Source organism: Pseudomonas sp. AD21 (assembly GCF_002878485.1).
Lineage (GTDB): Bacteria > Pseudomonadota > Gammaproteobacteria > Pseudomonadales > Pseudomonadaceae > Aquipseudomonas.
The window spans coordinates 1-18607 of record NZ_NQYG01000031.1 but is presented as its reverse complement, the minus strand read 5'-3'; the positions used below and the strand labels follow the sequence as shown (position 1 = coordinate 18607).

The following is an 18607-nucleotide window of genomic DNA, read 5'->3' as shown; positions in this document are numbered from 1 at the left end:
GGATTTTCAATCGAACAAGGAGTGACCTTTCACCATGAATATCAGCAGCAAAGACTTGCCCGATCTGCAAATGGACACCACGTTCACCTCTCCTCAAGGCAACGCGGCAGCGCAGCGAGCACTGGATTATTACTTGAAACCAGCTGTGTCAGAACCCGAAGTCGAAGAGCGTTTTTTCGATGTAAAACGTCATCTCAGTGGCGAAGAAGCCCTGGTGCATGCCTCCGATCTACTGCGCTGTGCAGCGGCCACCGCGTTCAAGGCAGCTGAAAACCTGCAAGGCGCAAGCCGCGACCTGGCCTTTTCGGTTGTGCATATGGTGGATATGGCGCGGGCGATGGTCGACCATTCAATTGATGGCGAGCAGCTCTGACGAACACGGCAAACAGACGGACAAGAAAGAATTTCCCCATCGCGCAGATAAAAACATTTGACTTGCAAATGATAATGATTATTATTGCAAGCAACTGATCGCGAGATCAGTCGATGGACCAGAGACCTTAGGTCGGTCTTCTGGACTATCTCCTCATCAGGCTAATCACGGTTTTTGACCCGGCTTTTTGCCGGGTCTTTTTTTTGCCCGTTTTCGGGCTTATGGCTTCAGGCTAATGAAGTCTTTGGGCGTTGCAAATTCGATGGCGCGGATAATATCAAAAGAATATCGCTTGGCAAGCGAAGCCCGGCCACATTGAGGAAAACTGATGACAATTAGCACTTGAGAATCAATCGCACAGTCTCTAAGCTGCTTGCGCGTCATGGAGGACGCCCCCCACCGCAACCCGCAATTTCCCTCGGTTTCACCCCTGTCTTGCGTGTAAAGTAGCCGCCATAAAAATCATATTCAGGAAGCGATTATGACCGTGGCCAAATCTTCGTTCGACATCAGCGCCAACTTCGACAGCGGCAACATTCAAGTCATCGACATCACCAATCCGCTCAATCCGGTTCTGGCTATTCGCCCGGATACCCGCAGCGCGCATTTTCAGTGGTTCCACTTCAAGGCCAGCGGCCTGCATGTTCATCAGGAGCACTGGTTTCGCTTGGTCAACGCCAGCCAATCTTCCTATAACAAGGCGTGGACCGGCTATCAGGCAGTCGCTTCCTACGACCACGTCAACTGGTTCCGCATTCCCACCAGTTTTGAGGGCGACAGCCTGCGCTTTTGCCTCGAAGCCGAGCAGACCCACGCCTGGTTCGCCTACTTCGAACCCTACAGCCGTGGTCGTCATGACTGGCTGATCGAGCAGGCGCTGACCAAGGCCGGCACTGAACTCCTGGCCACTGGCAAGAGCGTCGAAGGGCGTGACATTCAGTTGCTGCGCAAGGGCAGCGGCGCCGAAGGCCAGCGCAAAGTCTGGATCATCGCGCAACAGCACCCGGGCGAGCACATGGCCGAATGGTTCATGGAGGGCGTGATCGAGCGTCTGGAGCGCCACGAAGACCCGGTCTTGAACAAACTGCTCGCCAGCGCCGACCTGTTCCTGGTGCCGAACATGAACCCAGACGGTGCCTTCCACGGCCACCTGCGCACCAACGCCATGGGCCAGGACCTGAACCGTGCCTGGCAGAGCGCCAGTCAGGACGTCAGCCCCGAGGTACTTTTCGTACAGCAGCAGATGGAAAAGTACGGCGTCGATCTGTTCCTCGACGTACACGGTGACGAAGAAATCCCCCACGTGTTCACCGCCGGTTGCGAAGGCAACCCGGGGTACACGTCGCGTATCGAGAGGCTCGAAGAGCATTTCCGCACGCACCTCAAGCACACCACCAAAGACTTCCAGACCAAATACGGCTACACCCGCGACGAACCGGGCCAGGCCAACATGACTCTGGCCTGCAACAGCGTCGGCGAGAAATACGACTGCCTGTCGCTGACCCTGGAAATGCCGTTCAAGGACCACGATGACGCGCCAAACCCGCTCACCGGCTGGTCGGGCAAACGCTCCAAACAGTTGGGCAAGGACGTACTGACCACCATCGCCGACATGGTCGATACCCTGCGCTGATCCCTACCCCGCCACACCCAAAAGATCGCAGCGTTGTCTGCGATCTTTTTTTTGCCCAATCAAATGCCTCGCCCAATCAGGTTGCAAAATAAAACCACAGTGCTTACCGTAACTCTGGTTTTAATATGAAACCCAAAAAAGGAATCAGGGCATGCAACCTCAACCCCTCAAAAGCAGCGTGGTGCTGCTGTTCGCCGTCGCCTGTGGACTGGCCGTGGGCAATGTGTATTACGCGCAGCCGCTGCTGGATGCCATGGCCGAAGCATTTGCCATGTCGCCGGCGACCATCGGCATCGTCATCACCTTGACGCAGTTCGGCTACGGCATCGGTCTGGTGTTGCTGGTGCCACTCGGCGACCTGCTCAACCGACGGCGGCTGATCGTCACCCAGACCCTGCTCTCGGCAGCGGCCCTGCTACTGATCGCGCTGGCGCCCAACAGCGCGTGGTTACTGCTCGGCATGACCCTGACCGGTTTGCTCGCGGTGGTGACGCAAGTGCTGGTGGCCTACGCCGCGACACTGGCCGTCCCGGCACAACGCGGCCGGGTGGTCGGGGTCGTCACCAGCGGCATCGTCGTCGGTATCTTGCTCGCGCGCACCGTTGCCGGGGCCATGGCTGACCTGGCCGGATGGCAGGCGATTTACATGCTGTCGGCGGGGCTGACACTGCTGATGGCGCTGCTGCTGTTGCGCGTCCTGCCCAAGGGTGAGTCCGCGCAGCCGGCCAGCAGTTACAGCGCGCTGATCGCTTCGGTGTTCCGCCTGTTCAGACAAGAACCGGTGCTGCGACAACGGGCGATACTCGCCCTGCTGACCTTCGCCAGCGCCATGGTCCTGTGGACGCCGATGGTGCTGCCGCTGGCCGCGCCACCGCTGTCGTTGTCTCACAGTGAAATCGGTCTGTTCGGACTGGCTGGAGCCGCCGGTGCGCTGGCGGCGGCGCGTGCCGGACACCTGGCCGACCGGGGTCTTGGCCAATGGGTCAGTGGGCTTTCGTTATTGCTGATGCTGGCTTCGTGGCTCCCGATCGCCCTCACCCAGTCGTCGCTGTGGGCGCTGTTGCTCGGCGTGATCACCCTCGATCTGGGCTTGCAGGCCGTGCACGTCACCAGCCAGAGCATGATCTACAGCGTGCGCCCCGAAGCACAAAGCCGCCTCACCGCCGGCTACATGCTGTTCTATTCGATCGGTAGCGCAGTGGGTTCGCTCATTTCGACGGCGATGTACGCGTGGGCCGGCTGGACCGGTGTGTGCCTGCTCGGCGCCGGTATCAATGCGCTGGCGCTGGGTTACTGGTGGCTGACCCTGAAAAGTGGCGCACCGCAGCAGTGCGCCACCCAGGCAGGCTAGTCGCGATCCCGACCGCGCAGCATGCTGTCGAGCACCTCGTCGCGGCGCACCCAACCATGGAACAGCGCCGCCGCCAGGTGCAGCAGCACGGTCAGGAACAGCAGATACGCCAGATAGCCATGCGTCTTGCGCAGCACGGCGAACAGTTGTGCATCGGCCGGCAGGATCGACGGCAGCTGCAACGTAGTGCTGAGCATCACCGGCTCGCCCGACGCACTGATCATCGCCCAGCCGAGCACCGGCAGCACCAGCATCAACGCGTACAACAACACGTGCGAAGCCTTGGCCGCCATCACCTGCCAGCCCGGAAGATCCGCAGGCAGCGGCGGCTGTCGGGTGGAAAACCGCACCAACAGGCGCACGACCACCAGCAGCAGAATCGCGATGCCCAGCGGTTTGTGCAGGTGAATCAGCCATTCATGCCGCTGCGAAACGGAAGTGACCATGCCGGCGCCAATGAACAACATGGCAATGACCATCAGCGCCATCAGCCAGTGCAGCAGCCGCGCCAACAGCGCGAAATGAGTCGGTTGCGTGCTCATGGGCGAGCCTCCTGCTTGGCGGCGGGCAATTGGCTGACTTCACTGGTACGGCGCAGGTAGGAATCGGCGTAACCGGCAGAACGCGCAGCAAGCAATGGGTCGTCGGAACCTTCGATACCGGCCGGCAGCACCAGCGGATCGTAGTTGATGTCACGGCATTCGCCGCTGAGTTGCGGCTGAGTCTTCTCCAACACCAGCGTGCCGGCATTCAACACCTTGCGCCCCTCGGGCCAGGTCTTGCTGGCGTCGTTCACCGGATCACCGGGGTTGGCCAGGGTGATGTTCAACTGCCAGCGCAACGGCCCTTCGGCCAGACGCTGCACCAGATCCTTCTCGAGAAAGTCCGCACCCTTCGGCGCCGTGGCTCCGGCGGCATCACGCGCCAGTGGCGTAACGCTCCAGCGCACGGCCTGCTTCTGGCCACTGGCGTTGACCAGATAGAACGCATTCACGCTGTTGTAGGTTTCGGTGGCATAGCTGGCCGACGGTTTGGCGGTCTTCACCCAGGTCAGGAACGGCACCGCCTCCGGATGCGCGGCGAAGAACGCCGGGACTTTCGACGGATCCGGCTTGCCCGTGGCCGGGTCCGGCGACTGCGCCTGCTGCAACTGATAGAACGCCTCGGGCGTGCCGACCGGAAACACCGGCATGCTGTTCATTCCGGTGCGCCATTGCTGACCGTTGGCCTGGGTGAAACGCAATGCCAGACTGCGGATCGGCACGCTGTTGTCCGGTGCGTAGGGATTACCCGCCGGTAGTGCGAAACGCCCGACCACCGGAGTCTGCGCCTCGTTGAACACCTGCGCGGAAGAGAACGCCCGCGCCTCGCCGCTGCTCTCGAAATGCCCGATCACGCACACGCCCTTGGCGTGGTTGCGACGAAACCCGGGATGCACGCCGTTGTTTTTCTCCAGCACGTCAACCAACGCCTTGGGCGTCAGACGTTGTGGGTCAAAGTTACCGTGCACGTAGGCAAACGCCCCGGCGACAGCGGCAACCACCACGGCAATCGCCGTCAGACGCAACACTGCGCTCGCGGCGCTCAAGGGCGGACGCGGTGGCCTGCCCGGCGGTGAAGTGCGATCAACCATGAATAACTCCAGGGCCATCGGCCACAAGTAGGAAGAATCAGCAAGACGCACCCCAGCGGGATTTATTCCATGACCCGGTATTTATTTTTCCGAACGTGGAATAACCTCCAGCGGCGGACGTCTTCCTAGTCCACAGCGTAGTGACTAGCAGAATTTCATGAGCGAATTCGACGAACAGTTGAAAGAAATCATTCCCAGATTGCGCCGCTTTGCCGTGTCACTGACCCGCAACAGCAGCAGCGCCGACGATCTGGTGCAGGCCAGCCTTGAGCGGGCCCTGTCCGGCTGGGGTGGCAAACGCGCCGAGGGCGACGTGCGCGCGTGGCTGTTCGCGATCCTCTATCGGCAATTTCTCGATGCCCACCGGCGCTCGCGTCGTTATGCACGAATGCTCGAATTCTTCACCGGTCGCGACGACGCCGAACCCTCAACCGAGCGTACCGTGATCGCTCAATCGACCCTGCAAGCCTTCGATCGCCTGCCCACCGAGCAGCGTGCCCTGCTGTTGATGGTCTCGGTGGAAGGCCTGAGCTACCAGGAAGTCGCCGACATCCTCGACGTCCCCACCGGCACCGTGATGTCGCGCCTGTCCCGCGCCCGCCAGGCGTTGCGCCAACTGAGCGACGGCGAAATCAGCAGCCCTTCTTTGCGGATACTCAAATGATCAGCATGCCCCCCAGCGAGCGCGACCTGCACGCTTACGTCGACCACCAACTCAACGAGGCTGATCGGCGCGTGCTCGACACTTGGTTAGCCACCCACCCGGAAGCCGCTGCGCAGGTGCGCGCCTGGCAACAGGACGCCCAGCAACTGCGCGCTGCCCTCGGCAATGCATTGCAGCTACCGGCCAATCCGGAACTCGATCCGGCACTGATTCGCCAGCGCCTCAAGCGTCAGTCGCGGCGCCACCTGGCCAGCGCGGCGGTGTTGCTGATCGCGGTCGGCATCGGCGGCTTCAGCGGCTGGCAGGCACGGGAAATGACCCTGGTGCGCCCTTCCCTGTTACCGATGACCGACGCCCTGCAGGCCTATCGACTGATTGCCCAGCAAGGGATGTTGCCGGCGGACTACAAGGTCGACACTGACGGCGACATGCAGCGCTGGCTCGACCGTTATTTCACTCAGGCCAGTCGCTTGCCGGACCTGAAAGCCGCAGGGTTCGAACCGGTCAGCGGCCGCCTGCTCAGCACCGACGAAGGCCCGGCGGCGATGGTGATGTACGAGGATCGCAGCGGCCACAAGGTCAGCTTCTACGTGCGTCCACCGGGGCCGAAGAACACCTTCCTGCCACGCGGCAGCCGCAGCGATGGTGATCTGCAGGCCGATTACTGGTCCGGCGGCGGATACAACTATGCAATGGTCAGCCCGACTGACTCGCCGGCGGCAAAACAACTCAAGCAATCAATGCAATTCTGAGAGCTTCATAGATCCCCTGTAGGAGTGAGCCTGCTCGCGATAGTGGTGCACCAGTCAGATCAGATGTAACTGACAGAAAGCTATCGCGAGCAGGCTCACTCCTACAGGGACTGTGTGAATTCAGAACCCTACGTCGAGCACCACATTGTCCAGGTACGTCCCCGCCGGCGGCGTGGTCTGGTCGGTATAAATCTTCGCGTTGTAATTGAAGATCTGGCTCCCGGTGCCTAGCCCGTTCCCCGGATTGACCTCGGCATCCGTGCTGGCCCGACGCTCGCTGCCAACGCTGCCCCAACGGGTGGTGCCGGCACTTTTGAAGATGTCGTAGGCCAGATAATTGCTCCCGGAAATCATCCGCCGCCGGCCACCGACACCGACCGGGTTCTGCCCGTCGCTCAAACCCACGGTGTAGGCGCTGCCCTTGGTGCAGGCCAGATTGATTGTCTGCCCGGTCACCGGGGTAAAGGCGCTGATCACCGGCGCGCTGCCGAACGCGATGTTCGGCGCGGTAATCGTGCAGTCGTTGGACACGGTCAGATTCACCGTCAGCGTCGCCGTACCGCTATTGATGTCGCGCCCCAGGCAAACACTGCCGATACCGATCCCGGAGCAGTAATTCCAGTTCCAGAAAATGCTCAGGGTTTCCGTATAGACCCCGGCGGCGACGTTGCTGCCGATGGTCGTGCCCAGGTACAGCGGCACGGTTTTCGGGGTGGTGCCGTTGAGTAACCCCAGCGCGTCGATGATGCCGTTGCGGGCGAAATCGTAAGCTGTGCCGCGGGTCACCGGGTAACTGGTGCTGTTGTTGGCGTAGATCGTGTAACCGATGACGTCCCCGGTCGGCCCGAGCAACCCGCTCTGGGTCGAGGTGATGGTGGCGTAGAAATGGTCGTTGCTGGTCAGCAGTGACAGCAGCGACCCGGTGCAACTCAACCCGGCATTGAGCGTGGAACTCGACTGGGTGGTGGTGCGCACGGCAATCGAACTGATCGAGCCGAACGCCGCCGGCGTGGTGCCGGGCACCGAACACAAGGCCTGCGCCGCCCCCGGCAGCAGCAGCGCCAGGCACAGACAGATTCGGGCTGCGATCACTGGCACACCAACGGGCCGATCAGCGGCACCTGGCTCTGCTGCATGTCTACGCTGAACTGTGCCTTGCAGGTCTTGCCGCCCGCCAGTGTCACCTGCAACGCGTTCTGCGCCTGCAGGTTTTCCAGATACACCAGCCCATCCCAGCCGACCACCGTGCGCGTCCCACTCTGCTCATGCAGCACGCCCGCGCCCAACGGCAGTTCACGTTGCTGCGCATCCACCAGCACGATGCTCGCGGCGATCACCCGGGACAGTGGAAACTCCAGCAAATAACCACTGCCCCGGCGCACGGCGATGCGTTGTTCGACGTTGGGGCTGCGCACGTTGGCCGGCAGATTCAGTGGATCGATTTCGTATTTGCCGCGGTAGTAAGCGCTGCTCCACGGCACCAGCAGATGGCCGTTCTTGTCGGTCTGACCGACCTGCTGGTTTTCGTAGCGCACCGGAATATCGGCAAAGCCATCGGTGCTGACCACCACAAATGCATCGTCGATACGATTGGCGGCGAACACCTGCCGGTCCATCCACACCAGCGAGCCACTGGCATCGGCCCAACGGGTTTCGGCGTCTGAGGTGCCGTAGACCCCGGCCTGCAATTGCACCGATTGCAGGCGCCAGGTCACGTCGGCCTGACGATAATCGGGACCGTCACCCTTGGCGTAACCCAGATTGAAACCGACGCCGCCCTCGGTCGGCACCGAGCGGCTGTAGTTGACCCGCTGCTGACTTTGCCCGGTCTTGCTGCGTTCACTGCTGATCGCCAGGCTGCCGCGCAAATCGAACGGAATCACCAGTTGCGCCTGCACCGCCCAGTTGCTGTCGCCGATCTCGCGGTTGGCCGACAGATAAAAACTGCTGTTGCGCCACAGTGACTTGCTCCAACTCAGGTTGAGCAGCCGCGTGCGCGAATCGTCCGCAGCACGCACGTCGAAATAGCCCGCACCGAGGCTGCCCCAGCGGTCGAGGTTGACGCTCAGGGTCGCCTGTTCGCTACGGCGGCTGAGGCTGACGTACGGAGTGTCGATCACGCTCAGGTCGGCGTACTGGTCGCGGCGTTGCAGGCGTTGATAGGCAAAGCTGTAGCGTTGGCTGCTGTATTGATAGCCAAGGCTCAACTGGTCGCCACCGTCACCTTCGAAACGGCTCTGACTGATGGCGCTGTTGAGCACGCCGAAATTGCCCAGGCGCAGGTTGCCGCCGATCCCGCCGAGGGTCAGCGAGTCCGCGGCTTCGGCATGGCTTTCCAGGGTAAAACTGTCACTGACGCCATACCGCAGGCTGCCGGAGGTGACGCCGGTGCCGTAGCTGAAATCCTTCAAACCGTAATCGCGGCGCAACGTACCGGCCGCCACGGAAAAATCGCTCAGGCCCTTTTGCAGCAAGCTGCTGGTGACATAGAACGGCACCGTGGTCGACACCTGCCGCCCCAGTGCATCGGTGGTCACCACCACCGCCTCTCCGGCGCCGTTGATGAACGGAATGTTGGTCAAGGTGTACGGGCCCGGTTGCAGATCGGCGCTGCTGGATTTGTAGCCGTTGATGAACAGATCCACCGACGACGGCACCGCCGCTTCACCGGCAAACTGCGGCAAGGGGTAGGTCACCAGGTCCGGGCGCACGGCAAAATCCCGCGAGAACTGCACGCCGCCCAGCCGCACCGAGTTGCTCCAGGGCAAGGCACCGCTGATCACGTCACCGCCCTCGTAAGTGAGCATTCGTTCGTCGTCGGAGTAACGCCAGGTGGTGTCGTAGCGCAAATAGCCGTTGTCCAGCGTACTGACCGAGTCACCAGACAAGGTGCGCCGGTACTGCCCGGTGTTGGACAGCGTGCCCCAGCTGTCGAACAGCCGCACCTCGTTCCAGGCCGCCAGATAGGTGCCGGCATCGGCGGTGTCGTTGAGGTACAGGTCATAGTTGAACAGCGCACCGAAACTGCTCAGTGCCGGGGTGCGCGGATAGTTCTGGCGATTGCCGATGAACTGGTCCGGCAGCCACTGCGGCGGCACCTCCAGCAGCAGGCGCTGACCGACGCTGTCGTATTCACTGTGCAACCCCGGCTGTCCGTCGAGGTCGACTTCGGCACCAGGATTGCCTGGCAGTTTCATCCCGGTTTCGGTCAATACGCTGACCGGCAGGAACAGATGCCCGTCGCGCTGCTGCACCGCCACCACCCGCCCGGTGTTCATCTGATTGACCACCAACTCCAGAAACAACTGAGCATCACTCACGGCCTCCATGCCGCTGGGAGGCGGCGGCAGTTCCCCGGCCCCGGATGGTTGAACGAACATCAGGCACCACGCGCCAGTCATGAGCCACAACGGACGCTGAATACGGCGAGCCCATCCCGGGCTCATACACGCTTTACGTCCGTCAATGGACTGAATCCTCCTGATGCCACCGCCCTCAATGGCAGGTTGCTACTCTCATTGTGGCGAGGGGATTTATCCCCGATGGGGCGCGCAGCGGCCCTGCTTTCCCCTGATGTACCCAGTTGCCCGCCATGACGACTGCTGCGCAGCCGATCGGGGCGGTGCGACTTTTCGCTAAATCCCCTCACCACAGGTAAACCTGCTCACCTCAAACCACTGACTCGATCACCGCCCCGGCGCAATGCTCTGCACCTGCGCCCCACCATTGACCCTCACCTGCAGCGCCGACTCGCCCGCCAGCGGTCCCGGCGCCGGCCAGCGCATCACCGCTCCCGGCAGCACGTAACCCAGCAGTCCCTCGGCCACTGGCTTGCTCTGTCCACCCTGTTTGATCACCACATCGGTCAGCCGCGCGTGCACCGCGCCCTGATTGCGCACTTCGACATACGGCCGACCCTCCACCGCCACCGTGCGCCAGCTCAGCTGCGGCAGACCAATACCCTTGGGATCACGCGGGCGAGTGGTGTCTTCCTTGCTCCACAACCCGGCACCGTAGGCAAATAACGGCACCGAATAACGCATCTGGAAGCGAATCGCTGCCGCCGTTTTGCCGCCCTCGGCAGCCGGTGGCTGAACGGCAGGGATTTCGTCGATGATGATCCGGTAAGCCAGTTCCTGCCCCGGCGGTACGTCCTTGGTTCGGGTCAGACGCACCAGCTGTTTCTGGCCCGGCTCGATCTTCGCTACCGGCGGACTGCCGATCACGTCGCGCTGGTTCTGGTATTGCTCTTCAAAACCGCTCTGGCTCCAGCCGAACACGCGGATCTGCAAGTTGGCGGTTTCCGTGCCGCGGTTCTCCAGCCAGAGCGCACTCGCCTGTTGATCGGCTTCCAGCACCGGATCGATCGGCCAGATCAGCACCGAGCTGGCGGCCTGCACCTGACCGGCCCCGAGCATGACCAACGCCAACATCGCGTACTGCACAACCCAATGCCGTGACGTAACTGCCCCCATGAACCTGCTCCTTGTCGGCCATTCAAATGTCGCCTCACCACGACAGTTGCACCTGCAACACGTCGCTGTACGTCCCCCCAGGCTGATTGCCCGGCAACTGCACCTGACCGTAAATCGGCAGGCTGATATTGTTCGCATCGCTATAGGCCACCGCCACGCTCTGGCTGATGCCCAGGCTCTGGCTGTATGCCGCATCGCGAAACAGCGCGTAAGCCACCCGCGCACTGCCGCTGTTGAGCTGCATGTGGCGGCCGCTGCTGTTGTACTGGCCGCCATCGACGGTCATGTTCAACGTCACTCCCGGTGTGCATTGCAGTTGCACGCCACCCGTCAGTGCCACTTGCACCGTGCCGGTGGAAAGCGCCGAACTGGAACCGAAATTCAGCCCGCCGTAATTCGAGACCCCGCCCACCACCAGACACCCCGGTGTGATGGTGGCGCTGACCTGAAAACTCTGGCTGGTCGCCGCCCCCAGCGGCAGCGGCACACTGCCCGCACAGAGCAGGAGCAGCGCGGCGCAGCCCTGACAGCGCATGGCATCAGAACGTCAGTTCGACAGCGACAGTGTCGGTGTACGTCCCTGCCGGCAACCCGGCCTTGCCCACCGCCTGACCGTAGAGATTCACCGTCTGCGCCACGCCGGTGCTGGTCGCCAGGTTGATCGTCCCGTCAATCGGCAGCAGTGTCGAATGCCCGGCATCGGTGTAGAAATCGTACGGCACGTAGTTGGCGACACCGTCGTACAGCGCACGAGCGCCACCCGGCGATTGCCCGTCGTGAGCGCCAGCGCGCACCTTGACCACCGGGGTCGTGCCACTGGAGCAGAGAATCGACAGCGCCCCGCCACCACCGCCCAATACCTGGCCGCTGGCGGTGGTGAACAGGCTGTTGGCGGTGCCGAAGTTCAACGCACCGAAGTTCAGCCCGGTGGAGCCGCCGGCACCGTTGACCTGACAGCTGCTGATCAAGGTCAGGCTGGCGGTGATCTGGCCGGTGACGGTGGTGGCGGCGTTGGCACTGGAAACCAGCGTCAGGCCGAGCAACGACAAACCAATCCTTGATGCAAACTTGCGCATGGTGTCCGTCCTCTACGGGGTTACCAGTCGAGCGTCACTGTCAGCGTGTCGGTATAGACACCTGCCGGTACCGCGCGGGTATTCGCCACCACCGAGCCAAATACCGGAATCGGTATCTGCGCACCGCTGGTGACAGCGAAATTGTGTTGTTGGCCGATGCTGTAGCGCTGGCTGCCCGAGGCATCCAGGAACAGTTGATAAGGCAGGGTCTGGCGCCCGTTGCTCAGGCGCCGCGTGGTGCCGTCACCGTGGGTGCCGCCGTCGATGCTGACGGTGAACCCGGTGACCGAAGGATTGCAGGCGACGTTCAGCTTGCCGCTGCTGTCGCCGTCGAGACTGGCCTTGATCGGCGCGTCCCAGGTCGGCCCCTGCTGACCGAAATCGAGGGTACCGAAATTGCTCACCGGGGTCGCGGGGGTGGCGCTGTTGGTGACTTCGCAGCCGGCAATCAGGATCAGCCGCGCATGTATCTGCCCACTGACCGCCGCCTGTGCGTCGTCAGCGAGCAACAGCAGCGTACCTGTGGCGATGACCATCCAGTGCTTGCCTGTCATTGCGCCCGTCCCTACTCCTTCAGGATGCCTGCGAACCTTGCGTTCAGCATTGAACGCCCCTTCCCTGTGCAACCCCCTCCAGCGGATTGCCTGAAACCCTGCACTCACCAGGTCACGGTGACCTTCAGCAGATCCGAATAGCGGCTGACCTGCGGCACCTGCGCCAGGCGCTCGATCCGCGCGTACAGCGGCAACTCCACTGTGCCGGTGTCCGGCACCCGACCGCTGACCGGCACATCCACCACCAGCGGCACCCGGCGCGCCGCGTCCTGATACAGGCGATACGGAATCGGTTGGCTCCCAGCCGCCCCCGCCATGTAGCGAACCTCACCGACGCCGCCGTGCAGGCCACCGTCGACACGCAACTGATACGGCGTGTCGGGATTGCACTCCAGGCGTGGCAAACGCTGGTTGGTCAGCGCCGCCCCCAATGGTCCGGCCGGATCATCGAGGCGCGCGGTGCTGCCGAAATCCAGAACGCCCAGTTGTTCGATGCCCGCCTCACGCTGCTGGCCGACCAGTTGGCAACCACGTTGCACGTCGACGCGGACTTCAACCTGAAGATCCGCCGCGTACACCGAGGCCCCGAGCAAGCCGAGCAGGCCCACCACCACGCGTGCAATCACTGTCCCATTCCTTGTGAGGGAACCCCTGGATGACGTTACTGTGTTTCAGGTTAGCAACGGTCGACGAATCCGCCAGTCGATTGGATCCATCGATCTGCCGGGATATGTTTCGAAAGATTGGCAACAAGGCGAATTACATCGCTGAAAATTGCTGTACGTTGCGCACAATGTTGTTCAGTTATCGCCCACTGTCGACGAGCCGCGATGGCCGGTTGCCGCAGCCTCTGGTTACACTACGTCGCCGCGCTCCCGGGAGCCGGTTTGATGAACACGGAGTGACCGCACTGTGCCCTCTCAAGCGCCCAAACGATCACCACTGACCCAACGCTGGTCGGCGTTGCGCCGCTGGCTCGCGAAAGGCCGGCCGGGCAACAGCGGGCATGACGCCAGTGGCCAGTCGATCCGTGATTACTTCCGGCACAAGGCCCATGGCCAGGGTTACACCCTCAGTCACAGCCAGCAGCGGGTGATCGACTGCATGGCGCAACAGGCCAGCCAGTTGTTCGGTGCCAGCGCGCAAACGCCACCGAGCCTGTACCTGCACGGCGCAGTCGGACGCGGCAAGAGCTGGCTGCTCGATGGCTTCTTCCAGGCGTTGCCGACCGCGCAGAAACAGCGCGTGCATTTTCATGAATTCTTTGCCCGGCTGCATCAGGGCATGTTCAACCATCGTCAACGCGACGACGCCCTCGCCGTCACCCTCGACGAGCTGCTGCACGATTGCCGGGTCCTGTGTTTCGACGAGTTTCATGTGCATGACATCGGCGATGCGATGCTCATCACCCGACTGTTCAAGGCCTTGTTCCAACGCGGCGTCCTGCTGCTGGTGACCTCCAACTATCCGCCGGAAGGCTTGCTGCCCAACCCGCTCTATCACGCTCGCTTCAAACCGGTGATCGATTTGATCAACGCGCGGATGCAAATCATGGAAGTCGGCGGCGCGCACGATTACCGCAGTCACGCGAGCAACCATGCGCATCAAGTATTCACTCAGGGCCACTATGTGTGGCCGGCCACGGCAATACAGCGCCAGACCCTGAACCTGCCGCCCGAGGGTGCCCCGGCCATTGCGCTTCCGGTGGGCACCCGACACGTTCAGGCGCGCCTGTGCGATGGCGGCCGGGTCGCGTTTACCTTCAACGACCTGTGCGAGCAACCGACAGCGGTGATGGATTATCTAGAGCTGTGCCGGCGTTTCGACCACTGGATCATCGACGACCTGCCGGAACTGGACGAATGCTCAATCGCCGCGCAACAGCGCTTCATCAACCTGATCGACGTGCTCTACGACCAGGACAAACACCTGACCCTGCTCGGCCGCTTGCCACTGCGTGAGGCCCTCGGCGGCAACGTCATCGACCTGGCCCGCACGCGCAGCCGTTTGGGGCAATTGCAGGAAATTCACTGACCCTGAAGATCCCTTTTTGTGGGAGCGGGCTTGCTCGCGAAAGCGCAGTGTCAGCGACGAGTTACTGACTGACAGGACGCCTTCGCGAGCAAGCCCGCTCCCACAGGGTTTACGGAGTTATCGAGGGTCAGATCAGTGCAAATCCAGCCATTGCCGTTATCATGTCGCCCATTCCGAGCGCCCGGCGCTTCTTTCCCTTGATAGTGAACATCCACATGCACACCCTTGCTCAATTGCGCGCCGGCGAGTTGTCGGGCATTACCCGGCTTGACCTGTCTTGCGGCCTGACCGAGTTCCCCCGGGAAATTTTCGAGCTGGCCGATACGCTGGAGGTGCTCAACCTCAGCGGCAATGCCTTGAGCAGCCTGCCGGACGACCTGCATCGGCTGACGAAGATGCGCATTCTGTTCTGCTCGGACAACCGCTTCACCGAAGTGCCGGTCTGCGTCGGTCAATGTGTGGCACTGACGATGGTCGCCTTCAAGGCCAACCGCATCCGTCACGTGCCGGGCGCAGCCCTTCCGCCGCTGTTGCGCTGGTTGATCCTGACCGACAACTGCATCGAAACCTTGCCGAACGAACTGGGCGAGCGCCCGTACCTGCAAAAATTGCTGCTGGCCGGCAATCGCCTGCAAACGCTGCCAGCGTCGATGAGCCAATGTCATCGTCTGGAACTGATCCGCATCGCCGCCAACCGCCTGCGCGAACTACCGCAGTGGCTGCTGACCCTGCCGAGCCTGACCTGGCTGGCGTATGCCGGCAATCCGCTGGAAACCGAAGCCGACGCCGCCGCGCTGGAGGCCACGCCGCTGATCGACTGGTCGGCGCTGCGTCTGGAACAACGCCTGGGCGAAGGCGCTTCCGGGGTAATTTCCCGGGCGCTGTGGCAACGTACCGAGCACTCGCAAGTCCCGGTCGCGGTGAAGCTGTACAAAGGCGAGATGACCAGCGACGGTTCGCCGTTGCATGAGATGAACGCCTGCATCACCGCCGGCCTGCACCCGAACCTGATCCGCGTCGAGGGCCGCATTCAGGGTCATCCTGACGGGCAACAGGGCTTGGTCATGCAACTGATCGACCCGAGTTTCCGCAACCTGGCGGCATTGCCGAGCCTGGCCAGTTGCTCGCGGGATGTTTACCGCGAGGATTGCCGGTTCAGTGCCGAGGTCGCGTTGAACATTGCCCAAGGCATCGCTTCGGCGGCCGAACACCTGCATCAACAGGGCATCACCCACGGCGATCTCTACGGGCACAACATTCTGTTGAACGAACACGGCGATTGCCTGCTGGGGGATTTTGGCGCGGCGTCGTTCCATGCCACCACCGACAATCTGGAAACACAGGCGCTGCAACGCATCGAAGTGCGGGCGTTCGCGATTCTGCTCGGCGAATTGCTGGCGCGCATCGACTCGGGGTTGAGTGTCGAACGGCGCAAGGTACTGGAGAATCTGGAACGGCGTTGCTGCCAGGCGGATGTGCTGGCGCGGCCGGGGTTCAGCGAAGTGATTGAGGTGCTGGCGCTGCTGTGACCGCTGCGCACGCTCCCACACTGGATCTGTGGCGTTCACAAATCCCCTGTGGGAGCGAGCCTGCTCGCGAAGGCGGTATCAGTGACTCAGCCGATCAACCTGCCAGACCGACAAACATGTCCTGCACGTCATCATGGTTGTCGAGGCCTTCGAGGAACGCTTCGACTTCAGCCATCTGCTCGTCGCTCAGGCCGCTGACCGGGTTCTTCGGCTGGTAGCCGAGTTTGGCCGACAGCACGGTGAAACCTTGCTCGGGCAGGGCTTTCTGCACGGCGTCGAGGTCGGTCGGATCGGTCAGGAACAGGGTCGCGCCCTCTTCAGCCGGCTCGAAGTCCTGGGCACCAGCCTCGATCGCGGCCATTTCCGGATCGGCGTCCGGGGTGTCCGGCGACGCTTCGATCATGCCGACGTGGTTGAAGTCCCAGGCCACCGAACCGGAAGCCCCCAGTTGACCCTTGCGGAACGCCACGCGGATTTCCGCAACGGTGCGGTTGATATTGTCGGTGACGCACTCGACGATCAACGGCACCTGATGCGGCGCGAAACCTTCGTAAGTCACGCGGTGGTACTGCACGGTTTCGCCCAGCAGACCGGCGCCTTTCTTGATGGCGCGGTCCAGGGTTTCCTTGGGCATCGAGGCTTTCTTGGCCTGTTCGACCACCAGACGCAGGTGTGCGTTGGTGGCGGTATCGGCACCGTTGCGGGCAGCGATGGTGATTTCTTTCACCAGTTTGCCGAAGATCTTGCCCTTGGCGTTGGCTGCCGCTTCTTTGTGTTTAACCTTCCACTGTGCGCCCATTACTCACTCTCTTGATCTGTGGCGCCGAGACATCTATTGGCCGACGCGTGGCGCCAAGTTTATACGGCCTAAAGTCGGCAATCGACCAAAAAAATGCATTGTTGAATCGACATCTTCACCACACCTTGTAGGGCGATTCTGAAAAACCCACTGGCCATGACCATTCGTGCTCGCGTTTTCGTACCCTCTGCCGTCCGTACTGCCCCACAGAGCCCGTATGCATGCTCAATGATCAGCAAAGCCCGTTCACCCTGACCCTGACCGACGGCCCACTGTGCCTGCCGGTGCTGCGTTTCAGTGGCAAGGAAGCCCTCAATCAGCCTTTTCGTTTCGAGATTGAAGTGATGGGTCTGGCCCCGGCCCTCCCCCCAGGCAGCCTGCTGCGACAACCGGCGTACCTGCGTCTGGGTGCCGATCACGGGATTCATGGCCAGATCCACAGCGTCAGTTGCGAGCATCGCGCCAGCCACCGGATCGCCTACCGGCTGACCCTGGTCCCGCAGTTGCTGAGCCTGGCGCAGGCGCCGCGGCGCCGGGTCTTCGTGCAATCAAGCGTACCGGCGATCCTCGCCCAACTGCTCGGCGAACACGGGCTGACTGCGGACAGTTACCGGATCGAGATGAGCGTCGGTCATTACCCGGTGCGGCCGTTTTGCATTCAGTACGAGGAAAGCGACCTGGCCTTGCTGCAACGGCTGTGCGAGGAGGAAGGCATTCACTATCACTTCGAACATTACCCGCTGGGGCATGTCGTGGTGTTTGCCGATGACAACCTGAGCCTGCCGCAGGAGCCGATGCCGCTGCCGTTCGCCGTCGCTGACGACAGCCCTTCACCTCGCCTCAATACAGTGTTTCAACGCCACGACGCGACACCGATCATGGCCGCGCCGGGCATTCGCAACCGGGGCCAACAGGTGATTGCCGAAGACGCGGCCAATCACTCTGTGCCCACGGTCATACCCTTGCAGCTGTCGGGCACACAGCGCCACGCCGAACAACGCAGCCGTCGCCACCTGCAGCGCCAACGCTGCCAGTCCCGTTCGATCCACGGGCGCAGCGATTGCAGCGCACTGCGCAGCGGGCACCTGTTGCAGATCAGCGAGCACCCGATCAATGCGTTCAACGAGCAATGGCTGATGACCGAGCTGCAGCATCAAGGCCAGCACCCCTCGATCCTCGACCCGACAAGCGAGGAGCATCACTATCGCAACCACTTCACCGCCCTGCCCTGGTCAACCGAGTTCCGCCCGCCCCTGGCTCAGCCGCGTCCGAACATCGCTGGATATCACCTGGCCCGAGTGCTGGGTACGCCCGGCCAGCCGGCGCAACTGGATGAGCTGGGGCGCATCGGCGTCAGCCTGTGGCCTGCGCAGGAAGCGGACGCTGCTTGTCTGTGGTTGCCGATTGCACTGACCGGCGCCAATGGCCGCCTCACCGCCCATGAACTGCCCCGCGCCGGCAGCGAAGTCTGGGTGAGCTTTCTCGACAGTGATCCGGATCGACCGATCCTGTGTCTCGCCAACCCGCGCCCTGCGCCACCGCGTGAAACTCCGCCAACCCGCGACAGCAGCCTGCTGCTCGATTGGCTGCTCAACAGCGCCGGGCCGTAGCCGCGCCATACACTGGATTCGAGTACACCTGCCAGAAACCGGTTGGCTGACAGGCCGCCTTCGCGAGCAAGCTCGCTTGTATGGTAGGACTTGAAGGGAGGAGGAGGGACAAGGCTCGATTCTG

19 protein-coding genes are annotated in these 18607 nt (G+C 62.2%); 8 read left to right on the top strand and 11 right to left on the bottom strand.

Annotation, left to right across the window (positions count from 1 at the left end; translation table 11 throughout):
* The first annotated feature begins 34 nt into the window (after positions 1–34).
* Positions 35–373, top strand: a complete 339-nt coding sequence (locus tag PseAD21_RS18235; protein ID WP_025108948.1) for a DUF6124 family protein — start codon at positions 35–37, stop codon at positions 371–373.
* A gap of 219 nt (positions 374–592) precedes the next feature.
* Here PseAD21_RS18235 and PseAD21_RS29665 read toward each other — a convergent pair whose 3' ends face one another.
* On the bottom strand, positions 593–757 hold the full coding sequence (locus PseAD21_RS29665; RefSeq protein ID WP_158242601.1) for a hypothetical protein: 165 nt from the start codon (positions 755–757) through the stop codon (positions 593–595).
* 97 nt (positions 758–854) lie between these two features.
* Here PseAD21_RS29665 and PseAD21_RS18230 point away from each other — a divergent pair, with 97 nt between their 5' ends.
* The gene (locus PseAD21_RS18230; protein ID WP_102356882.1) at positions 855–2006 is read left to right on the top strand and encodes a M14-type cytosolic carboxypeptidase; all 1152 of its coding nucleotides are present in this window, start codon (positions 855–857) and stop codon (positions 2004–2006) included.
* A 151-nt stretch (positions 2007–2157) separates the two neighbouring features.
* Complete coding sequence (locus PseAD21_RS18225; RefSeq protein WP_102356881.1) at positions 2158–3357, top strand: MFS transporter; 1200 nt, start codon at positions 2158–2160, stop codon at positions 3355–3357.
* Here the strand turns inward: PseAD21_RS18225 and PseAD21_RS18220 are convergent.
* Together PseAD21_RS18220 and PseAD21_RS18215 are read right to left on the bottom strand one after the other, a co-directional pair.
* On the bottom strand, positions 3354–3899 hold the full coding sequence (locus PseAD21_RS18220) for a cytochrome b (RefSeq protein ID WP_102356880.1): 546 nt from the start codon (positions 3897–3899) through the stop codon (positions 3354–3356). The two genes, PseAD21_RS18225 and PseAD21_RS18220, sit on opposite strands and share 4 nt — an antisense overlap.
* Positions 3896–4990, bottom strand: coding sequence for a catalase family peroxidase (locus PseAD21_RS18215; protein ID WP_102356879.1), 1095 nt, complete (start codon positions 4988–4990; stop codon positions 3896–3898). The genes PseAD21_RS18220 and PseAD21_RS18215 overlap by 4 nt, the downstream gene beginning before the upstream one ends.
* 157 nt (positions 4991–5147) lie before the next feature.
* Between PseAD21_RS18215 and PseAD21_RS18210 the strand changes: the two genes are divergently transcribed.
* A complete protein-coding gene (locus tag PseAD21_RS18210; RefSeq protein WP_102356878.1) occupies positions 5148–5654 on the top strand; it encodes an RNA polymerase sigma factor in 507 nt (168 codons plus the stop codon).
* On the top strand, positions 5651–6406 hold the full coding sequence (locus PseAD21_RS18205) for an anti-sigma factor (protein WP_102356877.1): 756 nt from the start codon (positions 5651–5653) through the stop codon (positions 6404–6406). Before PseAD21_RS18210 ends, PseAD21_RS18205 begins: the two co-directional genes overlap by 4 nt.
* A gap of 120 nt (positions 6407–6526) precedes the next feature.
* Here PseAD21_RS18205 and PseAD21_RS18200 read toward each other — a convergent pair whose 3' ends face one another.
* The 7 genes from PseAD21_RS18200 to PseAD21_RS18170 all read right to left on the bottom strand — a co-directional run bounded on the left by PseAD21_RS18200 (position 6527) and on the right by PseAD21_RS18170 (position 13137).
* On the bottom strand, positions 6527–7498 hold the full coding sequence (locus tag PseAD21_RS18200) for a spore coat U domain-containing protein (protein ID WP_102356876.1): 972 nt from the start codon (positions 7496–7498) through the stop codon (positions 6527–6529).
* On the bottom strand, positions 7495–9852 hold the full coding sequence (locus tag PseAD21_RS18195) for a fimbria/pilus outer membrane usher protein (RefSeq protein ID WP_102356875.1): 2358 nt from the start codon (positions 9850–9852) through the stop codon (positions 7495–7497). The genes PseAD21_RS18200 and PseAD21_RS18195 overlap by 4 nt, the downstream gene beginning before the upstream one ends.
* Before the next feature lie 240 nt (positions 9853–10092).
* Complete coding sequence (locus PseAD21_RS18190; protein ID WP_102356874.1) at positions 10093–10881, bottom strand: molecular chaperone; 789 nt, start codon at positions 10879–10881, stop codon at positions 10093–10095.
* A 34-nt stretch (positions 10882–10915) separates the two neighbouring features.
* Complete coding sequence (locus PseAD21_RS18185) at positions 10916–11416, bottom strand: spore coat U domain-containing protein (protein ID WP_102356873.1); 501 nt, start codon at positions 11414–11416, stop codon at positions 10916–10918.
* A 4-nt stretch (positions 11417–11420) separates the two neighbouring features.
* On the bottom strand, positions 11421–11957 hold the full coding sequence (locus tag PseAD21_RS18180; RefSeq protein WP_102356872.1) for a spore coat U domain-containing protein: 537 nt from the start codon (positions 11955–11957) through the stop codon (positions 11421–11423).
* A 20-nt stretch (positions 11958–11977) separates the two neighbouring features.
* Positions 11978–12511, bottom strand: coding sequence for a spore coat U domain-containing protein (locus PseAD21_RS18175; protein WP_102356871.1), 534 nt, complete (start codon positions 12509–12511; stop codon positions 11978–11980).
* Positions 12512–12615: 104 nt separating this feature from the next.
* The gene (locus tag PseAD21_RS18170; protein WP_102356870.1) at positions 12616–13137 is read right to left on the bottom strand and encodes a spore coat U domain-containing protein; all 522 of its coding nucleotides are present in this window, start codon (positions 13135–13137) and stop codon (positions 12616–12618) included.
* Between the two features lie 286 nt (positions 13138–13423).
* On the opposite strand from PseAD21_RS18170, the gene zapE reads away from it, so the two are divergent.
* Both zapE and PseAD21_RS18160 read left to right on the top strand, forming a co-directional pair.
* Positions 13424–14545 carry a cell division protein ZapE gene (gene zapE / locus PseAD21_RS18165; RefSeq protein ID WP_102356869.1) on the top strand — a complete coding sequence of 374 codons (1122 nt, stop codon included), beginning with the start codon at positions 13424–13426 and terminating at the stop codon, positions 14543–14545.
* Between the two features lie 215 nt (positions 14546–14760).
* Complete coding sequence (locus PseAD21_RS18160; protein ID WP_102356868.1) at positions 14761–16074, top strand: leucine-rich repeat-containing protein kinase family protein; 1314 nt, start codon at positions 14761–14763, stop codon at positions 16072–16074.
* Between the two features lie 94 nt (positions 16075–16168).
* On the opposite strand, the gene PseAD21_RS18155 is transcribed toward PseAD21_RS18160, so the two are convergent.
* A complete protein-coding gene (locus PseAD21_RS18155) occupies positions 16169–16873 on the bottom strand; it encodes a YebC/PmpR family DNA-binding transcriptional regulator (RefSeq protein ID WP_102356867.1) in 705 nt (234 codons plus the stop codon).
* A 221-nt stretch (positions 16874–17094) separates the two neighbouring features.
* Here PseAD21_RS18155 and PseAD21_RS18150 point away from each other — a divergent pair, with 221 nt between their 5' ends.
* On the top strand, positions 17095–18483 hold the full coding sequence (locus PseAD21_RS18150) for a type VI secretion system Vgr family protein (RefSeq protein WP_102356866.1): 1389 nt from the start codon (positions 17095–17097) through the stop codon (positions 18481–18483).
* The last annotated feature ends 124 nt before the right edge of the window (positions 18484–18607 follow it).